Source organism: Lamprocystis purpurea DSM 4197, assembly GCF_000379525.1.
GTDB classification, from domain to species: Bacteria; Pseudomonadota; Gammaproteobacteria; order Chromatiales; family Chromatiaceae; genus Thiodictyon; species Thiodictyon purpureum.
Window position 1 is genome coordinate 1 of record NZ_KB902572.1, and the last position, 14,496, is coordinate 14,496.

19 protein-coding genes are annotated in these 14,496 nt (G+C 70.1%); all 19 read right to left on the minus strand.

Annotated features, from left to right (window positions below; all coding sequences use genetic code 11):
• Positions 1 to 278 (minus strand): hypothetical protein (locus tag A39O_RS35945; protein WP_040529249.1); only part of this gene is annotated, 278 nt, incomplete at its 3' end.
• A gap of 6 nt (positions 279 to 284) precedes the next feature.
• Complete coding sequence (locus A39O_RS0131090; protein WP_020508544.1) at positions 285 to 737, minus strand: hyaluronate lyase N-terminal domain-containing protein; 453 nt, start codon at positions 735 to 737, stop codon at positions 285 to 287.
• A gap of 18 nt (positions 738 to 755) precedes the next feature.
• Positions 756 to 1,268 (minus strand): hypothetical protein, encoded by a 513-nt coding sequence (locus A39O_RS41490; RefSeq protein WP_026199883.1) that lies wholly within the window; start codon positions 1,266 to 1,268, stop codon positions 756 to 758.
• Positions 1,269 to 1,277: 9 nt separating this feature from the next.
• The gene (locus tag A39O_RS0131100) at positions 1,278 to 1,709 is read right to left on the minus strand and encodes a phage protein Gp36 family protein (RefSeq protein ID WP_020508545.1); all 432 of its coding nucleotides are present in this window, start codon (positions 1,707 to 1,709) and stop codon (positions 1,278 to 1,280) included.
• A 1-nt stretch (position 1,710) separates the two neighbouring features.
• On the minus strand, positions 1,711 to 2,631 hold the full coding sequence (locus A39O_RS0131105; RefSeq protein ID WP_020508546.1) for a Mu-like prophage major head subunit gpT family protein: 921 nt from the start codon (positions 2,629 to 2,631) through the stop codon (positions 1,711 to 1,713).
• A gap of 9 nt (positions 2,632 to 2,640) precedes the next feature.
• Entirely contained in the window at positions 2,641 to 3,405 is a 765-nt protein-coding gene (locus A39O_RS42445) for a hypothetical protein (RefSeq protein WP_020508547.1), read from the minus strand.
• Positions 3,402 to 4,421: a phage protease gene (locus tag A39O_RS35960; RefSeq protein WP_083925009.1), complete on the minus strand. Its 1,020-nt coding sequence runs from the start codon at positions 4,419 to 4,421 to the stop codon at positions 3,402 to 3,404. Before A39O_RS35960 ends, A39O_RS42445 begins: the two co-directional genes overlap by 4 nt.
• Positions 4,422 to 4,667: 246 nt before the next feature.
• Positions 4,668 to 5,216: a phage virion morphogenesis protein gene (locus A39O_RS0131120; RefSeq protein ID WP_020508549.1), complete on the minus strand. Its 549-nt coding sequence runs from the start codon at positions 5,214 to 5,216 to the stop codon at positions 4,668 to 4,670.
• Positions 5,217 to 5,331: 115 nt separating this feature from the next.
• Positions 5,332 to 6,540 (minus strand): phage head morphogenesis protein, encoded by a 1,209-nt coding sequence (locus A39O_RS37340; protein ID WP_020508550.1) that lies wholly within the window; start codon positions 6,538 to 6,540, stop codon positions 5,332 to 5,334.
• A complete protein-coding gene (locus A39O_RS41495) occupies positions 6,533 to 6,754 on the minus strand; it encodes a hypothetical protein (protein ID WP_157640544.1) in 222 nt (73 codons plus the stop codon). The genes A39O_RS37340 and A39O_RS41495 overlap by 8 nt, the downstream gene beginning before the upstream one ends.
• Positions 6,751 to 8,409, minus strand: coding sequence for a DUF935 domain-containing protein (locus A39O_RS0131130; protein WP_020508551.1), 1,659 nt, complete (start codon positions 8,407 to 8,409; stop codon positions 6,751 to 6,753). The genes A39O_RS41495 and A39O_RS0131130 overlap by 4 nt, the downstream gene beginning before the upstream one ends.
• Positions 8,409 to 9,899 (minus strand): phage terminase large subunit, encoded by a 1,491-nt coding sequence (terL, locus tag A39O_RS35970; RefSeq protein ID WP_020508552.1) that lies wholly within the window; start codon positions 9,897 to 9,899, stop codon positions 8,409 to 8,411. The genes A39O_RS0131130 and terL overlap by 1 nt, the downstream gene beginning before the upstream one ends.
• Positions 9,892 to 10,464 (minus strand): phage protein Gp27 family protein, encoded by a 573-nt coding sequence (locus A39O_RS0131140; protein WP_020508553.1) that lies wholly within the window; start codon positions 10,462 to 10,464, stop codon positions 9,892 to 9,894. The genes terL and A39O_RS0131140 overlap by 8 nt, the downstream gene beginning before the upstream one ends.
• A complete protein-coding gene (locus A39O_RS0131145) occupies positions 10,464 to 10,766 on the minus strand; it encodes a VpaChn25_0724 family phage protein (RefSeq protein ID WP_020508554.1) in 303 nt (100 codons plus the stop codon). The genes A39O_RS0131140 and A39O_RS0131145 overlap by 1 nt, the downstream gene beginning before the upstream one ends.
• Positions 10,767 to 11,192 carry a hypothetical protein gene (locus tag A39O_RS0131150; protein WP_020508555.1) on the minus strand — a complete coding sequence of 142 codons (426 nt, stop codon included), beginning with the start codon at positions 11,190 to 11,192 and terminating at the stop codon, positions 10,767 to 10,769. It abuts the gene before it with no gap.
• Positions 11,193 to 11,432: 240 nt separating this feature from the next.
• Positions 11,433 to 12,257 carry a formylglycine-generating enzyme family protein gene (locus A39O_RS0131160; protein WP_083925011.1) on the minus strand — a complete coding sequence of 275 codons (825 nt, stop codon included), beginning with the start codon at positions 12,255 to 12,257 and terminating at the stop codon, positions 11,433 to 11,435.
• Complete coding sequence (locus tag A39O_RS42450) at positions 12,247 to 12,573, minus strand: hypothetical protein (RefSeq protein WP_051088924.1); 327 nt, start codon at positions 12,571 to 12,573, stop codon at positions 12,247 to 12,249. Before A39O_RS42450 ends, A39O_RS0131160 begins: the two co-directional genes overlap by 11 nt.
• Complete coding sequence (locus A39O_RS35975; protein ID WP_051088925.1) at positions 12,570 to 13,214, minus strand: NAD(P)/FAD-dependent oxidoreductase; 645 nt, start codon at positions 13,212 to 13,214, stop codon at positions 12,570 to 12,572. Before A39O_RS35975 ends, A39O_RS42450 begins: the two co-directional genes overlap by 4 nt.
• A 438-nt stretch (positions 13,215 to 13,652) precedes the next feature.
• The gene (locus A39O_RS35985) at positions 13,653 to 14,207 is read right to left on the minus strand and encodes an SDR family oxidoreductase (RefSeq protein ID WP_020508558.1); all 555 of its coding nucleotides are present in this window, start codon (positions 14,205 to 14,207) and stop codon (positions 13,653 to 13,655) included.
• Positions 14,208 to 14,496 lie beyond the last annotated feature (289 nt).

A 14,496-nucleotide genomic window follows, 5' to 3' on the forward strand; every position in this document is an offset into this window, starting at 1 on the left:
CCGGTCGTGGGATCGCGCACATACAGGCACAGCCCGCCGGGCACCAGCGCCGGGTCGGAGGTGTCGAACCACAGCCGATAGGCCGCGGCCGTGGGGGCGCTGGGGCCGACCCATACCGCGCTCGCGCCGGTGTCGGCATAGGTCCCGGCGGCCGTGCCGACCGCCAGCACGCCCTCATCGGTGATCAGATACGGCTCGCCGGCCGCCAGGGCGTTGGCCGCCGCCGCCGCCGCGAGCTGGGCGCGCGTCCCGCGCTTGACCCGAATCCGCTGCGCCATGATGGGCTAGAAGGTCCCGCCGTCGATCACATCCACCGCCAACGCCATGAACGCATTGCCCGCATCCTTGGTCAGGGCGATCGAGGCCGAGCCGCGCAGCACGCCGTCGCTGCCGTCGGTGCCCCACAGATAGCCGGCCGTCCCGCCGGCCACCGCGGCCACCTTCTCATCGGTCGAGCTGGCCGGGATGTTGAGCGCCGTCTTGAACGCGTTGACGGTGATCTTGGTCTCTTTTTGTCCAGCACCCGAAGCATCGTGGATCAGCAGGAAGTCGGCGGCCCCATCGACCGCGGGGATGGTGGCCAGATCGTCGAGCGCCGGCACCACCGGGATCCGCGTGGTGCCCCCGGTAGCCAGGTGCAGCGTGCCGCGGTCGGTCGTGACCAGCGGCTCGCGCGCCAACAGGTTGCTGTTCGGCAGTGCGGACTTGAGGCCGCCGCGCAGTTGAATACGTGCCATGAATCAGGTCCTCATCAATCAGAAAACGCCGCCGTCGATTGCCCCAATCAGGTTCTCGGCAGCGAACACGTCGGCGCGCACGCCGCGCGGGTCGTAGAGCACCGCCTGCATGTCCCCGTCCGCGCCGGGCGGCCCCATCGGCCCGGCGGCCCCGGCCGGCCCGGCCGGCCCCATCGGCCCCGCCGGCCCCTGCGGCCCGGTGGCCAGCGGGGCTGCCGCCACCAGCGCGCGCAGCTCCTGCACCTGCGCGCTGTCGGGCACCTCGATGCGATAGCGCGTGGTGTAGCGCGGGGTGGCGAGCTCGATCGCGTAATAACTCGGCGCCCCCTCCGGCAGCGCCAGCCCCGCGTTGGGCGGCAGGTCCACCAGCGCATCCGCCGTCAGGTCGCGGCGGACCAGCACGTGGCGCAGCGCCTCCTGCTGGAAGCCCAGCACTGGCGCCCCGGCCGCATCGACCAGGCTGATCTTCAAGCTGACCGGCCCCAACTCGCCGGGCGCGGCGGCCGGATACGGGATGCGCACCTGCGTCATGGGCGCGGCCTACAGCACCCGGCCCAAGGCCGCCCGCGTCAGCGGCTGGTCGCCGACCCAGGCGCGCGCACTGCCGGCGCGCTCCGGCGCCACCGCACCGCCCGGCTCCGGCGGGCGCGGGTCCAGCCGCCCCTCGGCGATGTCGAGCAGGCGCCGCATCGCCGCGCGGCCGGCCTCCTCGATCTCCAGCGTGCGCGCCAAGCCCACCGCCAGGCGGTCGATCACCAGATCCACTGCGATCATCCCGAGCAACGGCGCGGCCGTGCCGACCGCGCTCGGCCAGCGACTGACCAAGGCGCCGTCGATCAGCGCATCGACCTCCAGGATGGTCGCGGCCACCCGTGCCGGGTCCTCGGCGCCATCGGCATCGGCGTCGCCGTAGGCTTCCAGCGGCAGGGTGCCGCGGCGGTTGGCCACCGCCTCACGGGTGGTGTAGCTCATCTCAGCCGGCGCCGGTCGAGGCCCAGGCCAGTTGCGGGAAGCTGTAGCCCACCACCGCATCGGCTTCGATCGAGAACAGGAACTCGCCGGTCATCACCACGTGCGAGTCATTCGGATCGGTGACCTGCGCGGTGGTCGGCGCCTGGCGCTGCAACAGCACCAAGGCGCGCATGCCCCCGGCCTCGCCCAGCAGATACCACGCGGTCTCGCTGGTCAGCTCCTCCCACATCACCACCGTGATGCGGCCCTTGTAGGGATTCGGCTTGCCGTCCTCCAGCCGATCGTTCATCGCCAACACCATGGCGATGTCTTCCAGCGCCGGGGGCACCAGCAGCACGATGTTGCGCACCCGCACCGGCCGGCCCTGGTCGTTCTTCATCGTGCGCAGCGCCTTGAGCCCCGCGCCCAGGCTGGCAATCGCCGCGGCCTGGGTGGCCGCGCTCAGCACCACCGTGCCCTTGTTGCTGTAAGTCGCCGCTTTGCCGTTCTTGCCCGTGGTCGGATGGTCGGTGGCGAAGAACGGCTTGCCGTCAAAGCACAGGCCGGTAAAGGCCTCGTTGAGCGCGGCCCCGGCCAGCTCGTCGGGGAAGTACGCGGCCAGCTCCCCCTGGCCGGTCGCCTTGGTGCGATAGATGCCCAGGCGATCGGCTTCCAGATCGCGCTTCTTCACGCCGATGGTCGACTCGTACGGCTCGCAGGTCAGGCTGTAGGTGAACCCGGCCAGCGCGTTGACCACCTTGTCGCCGACCCACTTGCGCCAGTTGGGCAAGCTGCCGACCCAGTCCATGGCTTCGGTGATCTGCGCCGTGTTGATGGTGGTGGTGAACCGCCCGTACTGGGTTTCGGTCGCTTCCAGCGCCGCGTTGAAGGTCGCCCGGATGTTCCGGAAGACCTCCTCGATATTGGTTTTGTTGATGATCATCGGATGGTCCTACGCGTGCGGAGTGACAAGCAGCACCACGGTGCTGGTCGAGGTCGCGGTCGAGGCCCCGCCGCCGGTCACCGACAGCACGTCCCCGGCGGCAAAGGTCGCCGCGGCGCTGGGCACACAGGTGTCCACATCGCCGGCGGCCGAACTGGCTTGCGTCACCGTCATCACGCCATCGGTCACTGCCGTGGCGCCGATCTTCAGCGTCAGCGTGGCATCGCCGCCGGCCAGCGCCGCGTTGAGCACGGTGAAGCCCTTGCTGATGGTCCCGGCGAACGGTGCCACCCAGCGCAGCACCGCGGCGTCGGCCGCCTTGTTGCTCAGGGCCCCGAAGGTGATCGCCTGGGCGCGCGCGGGCGGGGTCCAGCCCACCGCCACCCACACCCACTGCGCATCCACGTTCACGATCTGGCCGGCCGCCGAGCGCGTACCGGCTTGGCGCTTGGCCACCGTCTGATCGTCGACGATCCACGCCAGCTCGCCGATGTCCGCCTTGGTGATCGCATCGGCGCCTGCCGAGTTCTCGAACCCGAACACCCCGGCGTCATAGTCGACGGTGAGCGCCGCCGCCGCGCCCGCATTGACCGCCCGGTCCATAAACACGCCGACCGCGGTCAGCCCCAGCGCGGTCGACCCCGGCACCAGGTTGCCGGCCGCATCGCGGCAGGCCAGACCGCCTTCGAAACAGGTGGTCGCCGCGGCCACCGGGCCGTTGAACGAACCGCCGGCAATGCGCGGCGCATTGCGGCCTTGAGTCAGCGCAGTCATGCCGATGCTCCGTATTTCGCCAGCAGTTCAGGCGTGTTACCGAACGCGTCCATGATGGCCCGCTGCTCGGCGTTGAGTTCCGCCGCACCCTGCGGCGGCTTCACCGTCCGGGTCTCTGAGTCCAGCACCGCGGGCGCGGCGGCGAGGAACGCGGTCAACCGCTCCAGCCCGCCCGCCGACTGCGCCTGCGCCCGGTGATACTCCACCGTGGGCGGCGTGATGCGCGCCTCGCGCAGACCGCGCTCCAGGAGCGCATCGACCTGCCGGTTGAGCTCTGCCGCTTGCGCGGTGCGCAACGCGGTTTCGGCCGCCGCCGCGCGGTTGATTGCGGTGTCGTAATCCGCGCGGGGGACAAAGCGCGACAGGTCCGGGGTCGCCGTACGCAGGGCATTGAGCTCAGTCTGCAAGGCGCTCACGGCCGCGACCGCGGTCGCCGCGTCAGCGTCCGCCGGCAGCGCCAGCGCGTGCGCCAAAGGCGCGGGGAGGAGGTCCGGCATAGTGGAGTTCTCGCTATTGAGCGCCGGCAACTGGCGCAGATTCGGTTTGTTGGTCAGCCCGACCGAGCTGAGCCCCGTGATCGAGCGATCCGCAGCGACGTAATACGCAGGGGAGTAGTAGCGGTACCCGCGCGACTGCACCGAGTCGGCGCCCTGGGCATTCCAGGCCACCGCCGCGGTCATGCCCTCGGGGTCGGCACGGAAATCCGACAGCCAGGCCGCGGCATCGGCGCGTTGCCCCAACGGGGCCAGCAACTCGGTGGCGTGCTCCCAGTCCAGCGGCAGATCGGCGCCCGTGGCATTGAGCGTCGCCGCCAGGGCCGGCGGATCGTCGAGCCGGTAGCGTCGGCCGTCGCGGCCGACAAAGGCACCGGCCGGAGCGAGCAACAACCGGGCCGGCGGTGCGCCATCGACCAGCGGCAGTTCACGACAGCATTCGGCTTGCATCACCACTGGCCCCCCGGCCGGATTGCCGGGGGGGAGAGGCGCGTGCTTGGGGGGATGGGTGGGGTGCGACATGGGCGCATGGTGCGCGCGCTGTCCGGTCGGGGCGACTAACGCCCTTTATTGCGCTGCCGTGCCCGCGCGCGACAGAGGCGCTAGGAAGGCCGTAGACGGCCCGCCGGCAAAACCGCTCCGATGGTACCCCGAGCGGCTGTCGCGGGCTGCTAGCTAGGTGCGCAACACGTGCGCAACATGGTCACGCCCTGGCCCAACGCTTGGGATCGCGGTCGGGGGCCGTTGGGGTTCGTTCCTCACCCCAACCTACGGCCGCAGGTAGTCTTCGAGAATCTCGATGATGCGCGTCCGATCCTCGTCGGAGATGCCCAAAAACGGCCGCGGCGGGATCGGCGCCGGGGCGCCGCCGGGGGTGTTGTAAAAGCGGTTGGCCGGGTTGCCGAACTGCTGCACCGCGCCATACACCCGGTTGGTGCCGACCTCCACCCCATGGCCGCCGTCGATCAACTGCCGGGCGATGGTGTCGGCCAGGATGCCGCTCTGGGTCAGCACCTTCTGCACCCCCACCGCGCGGCGTCCGCGCGCGCTCAGGCCCCCGGACTTGGTCACGTTGCTCTTCTTGCCCATGATCACCCCGAGCTTACGCGCCAGGGTGACCGCGCTGTTGGGCGCCCACTTGGCGCCGTCCGGGCCGCTCTCGGTCTCAAAGCGCTCGCGCGTGCTGGTCCACAGCACTTCGCCGATCTCCTCCAGCGCCGGGGCCGGGTGGCTGCACTTACGGATGAGCTGCGCAAGCCGGGCGCGCAGTTCGGCGTCTTCGACTTTGACCTCGAGGTGGAGACCGGCTCCGGCCATCGCGTGCTCCTGTCCGCTATACTATAAAAACGACTGGCGCGGGTTATCAGGCTGACTCAGCCATGCTTCGGCATGATGAGCTGACCAAGGTCGCCAACTTGGCCCGCCAGCCGTTTCAACGCAATCTGACCGCCCCTTTGGGCGGCTGTTGTTTGCCGCTGACCACCAGCGACAAGAACCACGCCTCTTGGTTTTGCGCATCGGCTTTGAGTGCCGCGCGATAGGGCTTATCGCCAATCCACAGCACCAGATAGCGACGCGCCGCCTGACCACCCCAGACCGCGCCGCGCGCGACGATCTCCGGAATCTGGCGATAGTCGTCGACCCCCACCTCGGGATGGCGCGCCTTGTGCTCGTCCAGCGTCGTGCGCGAGAGCCACAGCCGGTCACCGGTGACCCCAAACAAGCGCTGCTCTGCCGCCCCTAGAGCGGCCACGGCAAACCGCGCTGGCGCCTGCGGTGCGCCCGCGAAAAAGTCGTCGAAGGCCGGCGACGCGAGCGCCGCGCGGATCGGATCAGCGGCACCGGCAGCGGCTGGCCGTGCCGCGAATCCGCGGCCGGCGATGGCTGCCCGCAGGTCCTGCCCAATGCCCCCCGGCAACCGCTCTGCCTTGGCCTGGACTTCCTTGATCAGATCCCGCGTCGCTCCCGGCGCATGGTCCCACCCGTAGTCGATGCCCGCCGGCAGCACGTGCTCGCGGCCCTGGCGGTCTTTGTGCACATAGGTGCCATCGTCCGGGGTGGGGTCGGGGCCGGTCTTGCCCAGGCGCTGCAGATCCCGGTCCGCGAGGCTGGTGATGTAGCACCGGCAGCGCCAGCCATTGGGCGTGTAATGGCTGTCCCACCACGGATCATCGGCCGCGAGAACCGTCCCGTTCCAACTCACATGCAACGGCCGCGGATGAATCGACCCATCGGCATGGTGATATTGCAGATACGGCCGCTGGGCCGCGCCCGCCAGATGCTGCGCCCGCCGCCCGGCCTGGTAGCTGGTGCGCAGATTGGTCTCGTAAATCGTCGCGGTGCGCCACGCGCGCCCTTGCGCGGTGTCGCTGCCGGTCCAGCCGGTCCAGCCGTGGGTAGCCACCGCGGCTTCGAAGTCGCGCCGGAACTCCTCAATGGTGGTGCCCTGATCCAGGCCCTTGAGGACAGCCGCGTGCAGATCGGCTAACAGGTCCGCCTTGGCCGCCCCGGCGACGATGAAACTGTGGTCGTGCTCCTCGCCCTGGATGTCGTCCCAATGGTCGGTCGCCAGGTCGATCTTGTCCTTGAGGTAGGCGATGGCCTCGGCGAAGGGCAGGTCACCGTAGCGCACCTCAGCCATCGCGGCGCGCCTCCCACAGCGGCGCATTCGCCCCCCCGCACGGCTGCCCCTCCTGGATCGCCTCGCGCCAGGGCGTCGGCACCCCATAGGCCGGATGGGTGCACGCCGATTGGCCGCCCCGCTCGCTGAAATGCCGACACCAAAAGCACGCCCGCGCGTGCGTATGCCGCCGCGGCGGCACCGTGTCTTTTCCCACGCAAGCGTCGGTACTCATGTCGCCGCGGCCTCATCCACCACATCCGCCCGCCCCGCGAGGTGTGCCACCGCGCGCGCCTCGGCCAGCGCCGCCGCCAGCGGCCCGGCATCCAGCCGCGGATAGGCCGCCTCGATCATCGCCGCCGCTTCCTCCATGGAGCCGGCGGCGGCCAGCATGGCGCGCACCTGATCGAGCATCCCGCCCAGCGCGGCCTGACCCTGCGCGCTCAGGCGGGCCAGCACCGCGGGGTCCACGTCGGGCACGTCGGGCACGTCGGCCGCGGCCGGCCCGGCGGCGCGATTCAGCGCCGGCGGCGGCCGCGGGGGCGGCGCGTCGGGGTCCGGCTCCGGCTCCGGCTCCGCCGCGGCGCCCAGCACCTCCTCGCCGTCCTCCGGGTCGGGCCAGCCCAGCCGATCACGCACCACGCTCGCACCCACCCGCATCCCCAGCGGCACCAGCGCTTTCAGCGAGTCGGTCAGCGCCGTGATGTCCTCCGCATCCGGCTCGGCGATGACGATGCGCGGCGCCGCGTCCGGATCCATGGCGCCATGGTTCAGCGCCAGATAGGCGCCGACCAGATCCCGGTTCAAGGTCTCGGCGAGGTCCGCCGCATCGGCATCGCGGATGTCCTCGCGCACGTCGGCGCGCGCCTGGTCATTGCCCAGGCTGCCGGGCGTACCCTTGGTGCTGGCGGTCTGCCCCAACACCAGGATGCACAGCGCCTCATCGGCCCAGTTCGCCAGCGCGCGGAACACCTCCGCGCCGCCGGTGCCGCTGCTGCCGGCGGCTTGCAGCAGCTCGATGATCATCGAGTCGGGCACCACCGCGCCCCAATCGGTGCCGAGGTTGGCGACCGCACGCGCCAGCACCGCAATGTCTTCCTCCTTGGCCGCGACGCCGTATTTGCCCAGGCGCAACGGCATCCCGTAGGTCGCGGCGAAGCGCAGCCAATCACCCAAGCTGAAGCTCTTGGCCATATAGGCCACGGCCGCGACGCGCGCCAGGCCGCCCCACAGCGGCAGGCCGCTCATCAAATAGGGCTCGTGGATGATGTAGCGGTAGGGCGGCAGCGCCATGCCGTCCAATTGATCCGTGTCGGTGAGCAGGCGCAACTCGCGGCCGGACAGCCGGTCATAGCGAAACCACCGCGGATCGATCCACTGATAGCCGCGCACCTTCGCCCCGGTCTTGAAGTCCACCCGATCGCGCGGGACCCAGGGCGCGCGGCGGGTGTCCCAGGCCACTTCCACTGCCGCAAAGCCTTTGCCCAGCCCATCGAGCAGATCCCCGCGCGCGCGGCTGAAGCCGGGCGCGCGAATCAGCGAGCGGATTTCATCGGCCAGTGCGACATCGGCAGCGGCATCGGTCGCCGACTCCACCGTGACCGGCAGCCGGGTCACCGCCCGCTTGCGCGTGCTGAGCACCGAGCGGTAGACCGGCTCGCGCCGTTCCATCTCGATGGCGAGCGACAGGTAGGCCTCGGCCTCGCCGGCATCGGCTTGCTGCAACAGGCTCCCCAGGCGCTCGGGGTCCAACCCGCCGGTGAACACCGCGCCGCTGAACACCTGATGAATGCCGGTGAGCGTCGCCACCGCGATCGGCCGCTCCAGGTCCGCACGGGACCGGCGCAGCGGTTCGCCGCGCACATCGACCAGGCCGGCTTGCTCAGGCATCAGTAAACTCCTCGGCGCGCGGGGCGCACGGTGGTGGCCGCCGCCCGGCGCGGCGCACCCAGGAAGGCGCCCGGCGCGGGTCGCGCGCCGAAGCGCGGCAAGGGCACCGGCAGATAGCGGTAGTCGACCGCGCCGAGTTGCGTGGCCAGCCAGTTGAAGGCGCCGGCTGCGCCGTCCACCTGGTCGTCATGGCGACCCTTCGGGAAATTTTCCAACTCGGCGATCAAGGCCGCGTTCCAGGGGCCGCGCACGATGCCGACCTTGCCCTGGCCGGGCCCGGCGCCGGCCGCGTAGCTGGAGAGCGGTCCGGCCTTGGTCTCCTTCGAGGTGGTCTCCGGCACCACAATCGTGCGGTAGCCGGCCAGCAGCCGGATGAGATGATCCACATCGGCGATACCGGCCTGGCCGGGATCGCGGAACAGCCCGACCGCGGTCGGGTGCCCGTCTTCTTCCGCCCGCAGCCGGATGCGCGCCTGCACCGTGCCGGGCCGTCCGCGAAAGCGATCAACATGCTCGATGTAGATCATGCCGCTATCGGGGTCCAGCGACAGCAGCACGCCGGCCGTCCAGTCGGGATCCGGATTGGCCTCGCTGGGCAGCGTCGCGGCGCGGTCCCAGAAGCGCGCGCGCAGGCGCCGCGCCGGCAGCTCCGTGGCGTAAATAAATTGAAAGTCGGACTCGCGGAAATAATCGCCGGCCGCGGCGCGGATCAGCCAATTGCCATTCTTCAGGCGTTCGGCCTCGACCTTCGGCAGGTTCGATAAGCGCGCCATGTAGCCCGGATCGGCAGCCAGGCCCAGCGGGTTGTCCTTGTAGGAGCTGGCGACGAAGGTCAGGCTCAGCGGCTGACACCCCGGATGTCGTGCAATGAGGTCGGCCGCGGTGTCGGCCCACTCCAGTTGATCATTGATGCGCGCCACATAGCGGATGACGCCGGAGCGCTCCGGGATGGCGTAGCCGGTGTCCTGGTCGATCCACCATTCGATCAGCGTCGCCACCCACGAGTCCGGGTCCGGGTTGGTTGTGGCGCGGATGTAGGGCTTGACGGTGCCGGAGGGGTCGCGGTTACGGCTGACCAGGTACCAGAACTGGCCCTCGGTGAAGTGCGTCAGCTCGTCCAGGCCGATCAGCGGGAGCTGCGCGCCCTGCCAACTGAACTTGTCTTTCTCGTGCTGCAGGTGGCTGAATGAGAGCTTGGCGCCGGACGGGAACCGCCACTGCTTCTGCCCATACGGCTCGGCCCCCAGCAAGGGGTAAATTTTCTCCGCCGTATCCCACAGACCGCCTTCCGCCGTGATTTGCGGCGAGGTCCGCCGGAAGATCACCCCACCAAAGTCGGCATCGCCGGAAAAGCGCGCGCCCTCCAGGAGGAGGGCGAACGTCTTACCGCCATAGGCGGCGCCGCCATAGATGCAGATATCCGCCGCGGACGACAGGAACTGTTCCTGCGGTCCCGGTTGCGGGCGGAACTCGACCGCCGCGTCAGCCACCGCCCGCTCCGCGGCGGCCGTTATCCGGCAGATAGATCTTCACCCCGGAGGCGACCCGCTCGGCCGTGGCATCGTCCAGCCCCGCGGCCAGCGCGGCCTCGCGCACCGCGGCCTCCGCCTCGCGGCGCTGCTCCTGGCTCCAGCGCCGGGCGTAGACCGCCGCGCGCTGGCTCTGGGTGATCGGCATCGCGAGCTTCTGCAGCAGCTTGATCCGGTCACTGATGTCCAGGTCTTCCGCCGCGCGCAACTCCTTTGCGGCCCGCACTAACTGATCCGTCATCAACCGGCCGGCCAAATCGTTCAAGGCGGCGGTTGGGTCGCTGTCCTGCTCCGTGATCTGCCGCGCCAACTCCGCCATGGCGCGCATCTCGCGCATGGTGTCGTCGTACTCGTCGCGTAACTGCTTCACGGTCTCGCCGACCGCGCTTTTGCCGATGCTGTAGCCGCGCTCGGTCAGCCAGGCCGACAGGCCCACCATATCGCCCCAGCCACGGGCCGCCGCCTCCTTGCAGAAATCGAGGCGGAAGTCGGCCGGCAGCCGGTCGTACCAGGAAACAGGAGGCATCAGCGCCGCTCACGCGCCACGCCGAACACGTGCGCATCACCGCGCGCCACGTCCTCGCCGCGCTGCGTCAGCCGCGCCACCGGCACCGCGTCGCCGAGCACCGTGACCAGTCCGGCCTCATCCAGCCAGTCGAGCAGCACCCGCGCCGCATCGGCGCTCACTTGATGGCGCAGCGCCCGCAGCGCCTCGCGCACCCGGCTGAGCATGGCGGTTTGCTCCGGCTCGCCCAGCAGGGTGTTCAAGACAATGCGGCGCTGATCCTCGATCAACGCCGCGCGATAGTCCAGCGGCAGGGTGGCCATCTAATCACCCGCCCGCGGCCCGTGCTGCATCATGTGCGTCTCCAACCGATCCATGGCGTGCGAAATGCCTTCGAGCAGACCCGTCATGCGCCCGATCTGCCCTTCGAACACATCCATCCGATGATGGGCGCGCGCAATGTCATCATGGGTGACGCCAGTCCGCCCCGCGGTCTCCAGCGCCACAATGCGCGCGATGTGCGAGGCGCACTGCCCGGCCGGCACACCGCCCGCCTCGATGCGCGTCAGGCGCTCCATCACGTTCGACAGCCGGGTATCCAGATCGGCCCGCAATGCCGCCAGGGTGGATGCCAGCGAGCTGTCGCGCCGCCCCAGCGAGGCCCAGATCGCAATCGCCCCGCCTGCCGCGCCGGCGACGCCAAATTGCAACCAGTCCGACGCGATCTTCACCCACTCCGCGCCGGGCATCTCAGCCTCCCAGCGGCGCGATCGGCTGCGCCGCGCGCAACCGGCCGACGAAGGCCAGCAGACCTCCACCCAACGTCACGGCCTGCATCGCCCCCCGGCACAGTGGATGTGGATAGAGTCGCGACGGACGCGGTTGCGTCTGCCAACTTTCGAGGCGGCGCCATCCTGCTTGGGGTCGAAGACGACGGTGCCATCACCGGTATCCAGCGGTACAACCTGGAAGAATGGGTGATGGACATCTCACCGCTCCCTCACCAGCCGGAACCCGAAATAGCCGCTGCGAAAGTCCTCGGACAGGCCGACACGGCTCGTGGTGCTGGCCTGGGCCAGGTCGTCCTTCCAGGCGCCGCCGCGCGCGACATGGCGCGAGCAGTCGGCGTCCGGGCTGTCGTGGGCGTCGCGCCAGCAGCTTGAGGTCCATTCGGTGACGTTGCCCAGACTGTCATGGAGCCCGAAGCCGTTCGCACGCCGACCGCCGACCGGTGCCGTCTTGGCGTAGCCGTCGTCGCAGGGCAGCGGATCGAGTCCCGGTCCGCCGGCCTGGACCGAGGCCGCGTCATGCAGGTTGGCGAAGGTGCAGGCGCCATCCGGGGTCAGCGGCTGGGAGGCCGAGTTTGCGCCCTTGGCCGCGTACTCCCATTCCGCCTCGGTGGGCAGCCGCCAGCGGGCGCCGTCGGCGGCGGACAGCCAGTCCGCGTAGGCGACCGCATCGGCCCAACGGATGCAGACCACCGGAAGCGCATCCGACGAGGCATGGCGGGCGTCGTCCCATCGGCTATCCGGGACATCGACGAAGGCCCCGTCCTGCCAGTCGAAGCATCCGGCGGGTGGCTGGTAGTCGGTGGCGGCGACGAATGCCCGATAGTCGCCGACGGTGATCTCGGTGGCCGTGATCGCGAAGGCGGGCATGTCCATCCGGGTCGGCGGACCCTGACGGGGGGCGTCGGCACCCAGCACGAAGGTCCCGGGCGGAACCTTCACCAGGAGGGGGTCGGCCGCCGCCTGCATCGCCAGCAACAGCAGGGAAAGACAAACGAATTGCCCCTGAGAAATTCTATGCTCCATGAGGCCTCCCCGGCGCCGGCGCCAGTTGATCAGACGATGGCGGCGCGGATTCGAGCTGACCGACGATCAGGCGCGTGCCGCTGCGGAAGGTAAGATAGGCCCAGAACCAGTTCGCGATCACCGCGACCCGGTTGCGCACCCCGACCAGGAAGAAGACGTGTACGAGCCCCCACAGCCACCAGGCCAGGGCGCCGGAGACGCGCAGCCAGCCCAGGTCAACCACCGCTGCCTTGCGGCCGATGGTGGCCAAACTGCCCTGGTGGCGGTAGCGGAATGGCCCGGGCGGTGACCGTCCGGCGACCCTGGCGGCGATCACCCCCGATCCGCTCCGGCCGCGAGCCACCGCGTTGCCGGCGAGGCCACCACGCCCGCGGCCCAGAGCACGGTGCGCGCCGCGATGGCGCTGCCGTCGACCGCCACACCCTGGGCGTCGATGTCCGTCACCCGGCTCTCGATCACCACCTCGACCCCGAGGTCCTGCAGGGCCCGGGTCGCGTGGGCCGAGAGCGGTTCGGGGAAGGTCGGGAGGATGCGCGGACCGGACTGGACCAGGATCACCCGCGCCGCGCGGGGATCGATGCGGCGAAAGTCCCGCTCCATCCCGAAGCGAGCCAACTCGGCGATGGCCCCGGCGAGTTCGACCCCGGTGGGACCGCCGCCGACGATGAGGAAGGTCATGAGGGCGGCCCGCTCGGCGTCGTCCTCGGTGGCCTCGGCGCGCTCGAAGGCCAGCAGGACGCGCCGGCGGATCTCGGTCGCGTCATCAATGCACTTGAGGCCGGTGGCGCAGGGCTCCCAGTCGTCGCGACCGAAATAGCTGTGACTCGCCTCGGTGGCCAGCACCAGATAGTCGTAGGGCAGCGAGCGGCCATCCATGATGACCGCACGGCGTTCCTTGTCTACGCCGGTCACGGCGCCGAGCAGCACCCCGGTCGACGCGCAGCCAGCGCGCCACATCGTAATGGAAGAACTGCTTGGACCAGATCATCCCGGCCAGGGCCTGACGCAGGATCCGGTGGTCCTCGGCGGAGGCGGCGGGCAGCAGATCGGCGTAGAAGGCGTCGGCGTCGGACCGGTGCGCCGCGACCACCGCCTCCTGCATGGCCCAGGCAGCACCCTCGGGCGCCTCAACGGCCCTCATGGAGGGCCGCGCGGCCGCCTCCCCGGTCCCGGCCAGCCGGTCGGCAACCCGCAGGGCCCAGGCGACGATCGTCAGGGCCGGGTTGACCCGACTGGAACGCGGCAGGATGAGGCTGGGCCACCAGGGCGACTCGTTCGGCGCCAGGCCCCGGACATCGCCCCGGGAGTCACTGGTCGGGGATCCGGTGGTCTCCCCGGCCAGTGCACCGCCGGTTGTCGCGATGAGCAGCGCCGGCGCGCCTAGGGTATGAAGAATCATGCCAATCGCCCGCCCCGAGCACCGGTCGCGAGGCTCATGCCCCCATCCACATAGAGCGTCGCCCCGGTGATGTAATCCGACTCGTCCGAGACGAGCCACACGGCGGCGCGACCGACGTCCTCGATGATGCCCAAGCGCCCGAGGGGGATGGACTCCAGCAGCGCGGCCTCGGCCTCCGGCGTCGCCCAGGAGGGGCGGCCGGTGCCGGTGCGGATGGCCCCTGGGCAGATGGCATTCACCCGAATGCGGTAGGGGGCCAGTTCCTCGGCCAGGCTCTGCACGAGCCGCAAGGCACCGCCCTTCGACACGGCATCGCTGCCCTGGCCCGCCCAGCCGGGACGATCGTGGACCGCCGCGATGCAGAGGATCTTACCGGCGCTGGTCCCGGCGGCAGAGCGGCCGTTGCCCGACGCACCGGTCGCGGCCTGGGCCTGTTCCGTAAAGCGTCGAATCGCCTCGCGCGCGCAGAGAAACTGCCCGGTGAGGTTGATCCGTAGCGCTCCCTCCCAGTCCGCCAGGGAGAGGTCGCGCACCGGATGCTCCAGTCGCATTGAGCCTCTAGCGGTGTCCGCAACCCCCTGAACTGAAAAGCCGCCCGGCGGTGGAAAACTTTCGTTTACCCCAGCCCGGAACGAACAATCAGTCAGTTGCGCGGGTGGGCTGGGGCGGCGGGCGAAAATTCNCCCCAGCGTAGCGGCGGGGTCGTGCAAAAAGGCGGCCGCCAAGGGATCATATCGTTATCGAGACGATCCTTTGCAGGAGGACCCCATGGCGGCCATTGAACCGAGCTTATTTGACTGGCGCGATGTTGACGCGCGCAGCGACCTGGAGCGGTTGTAT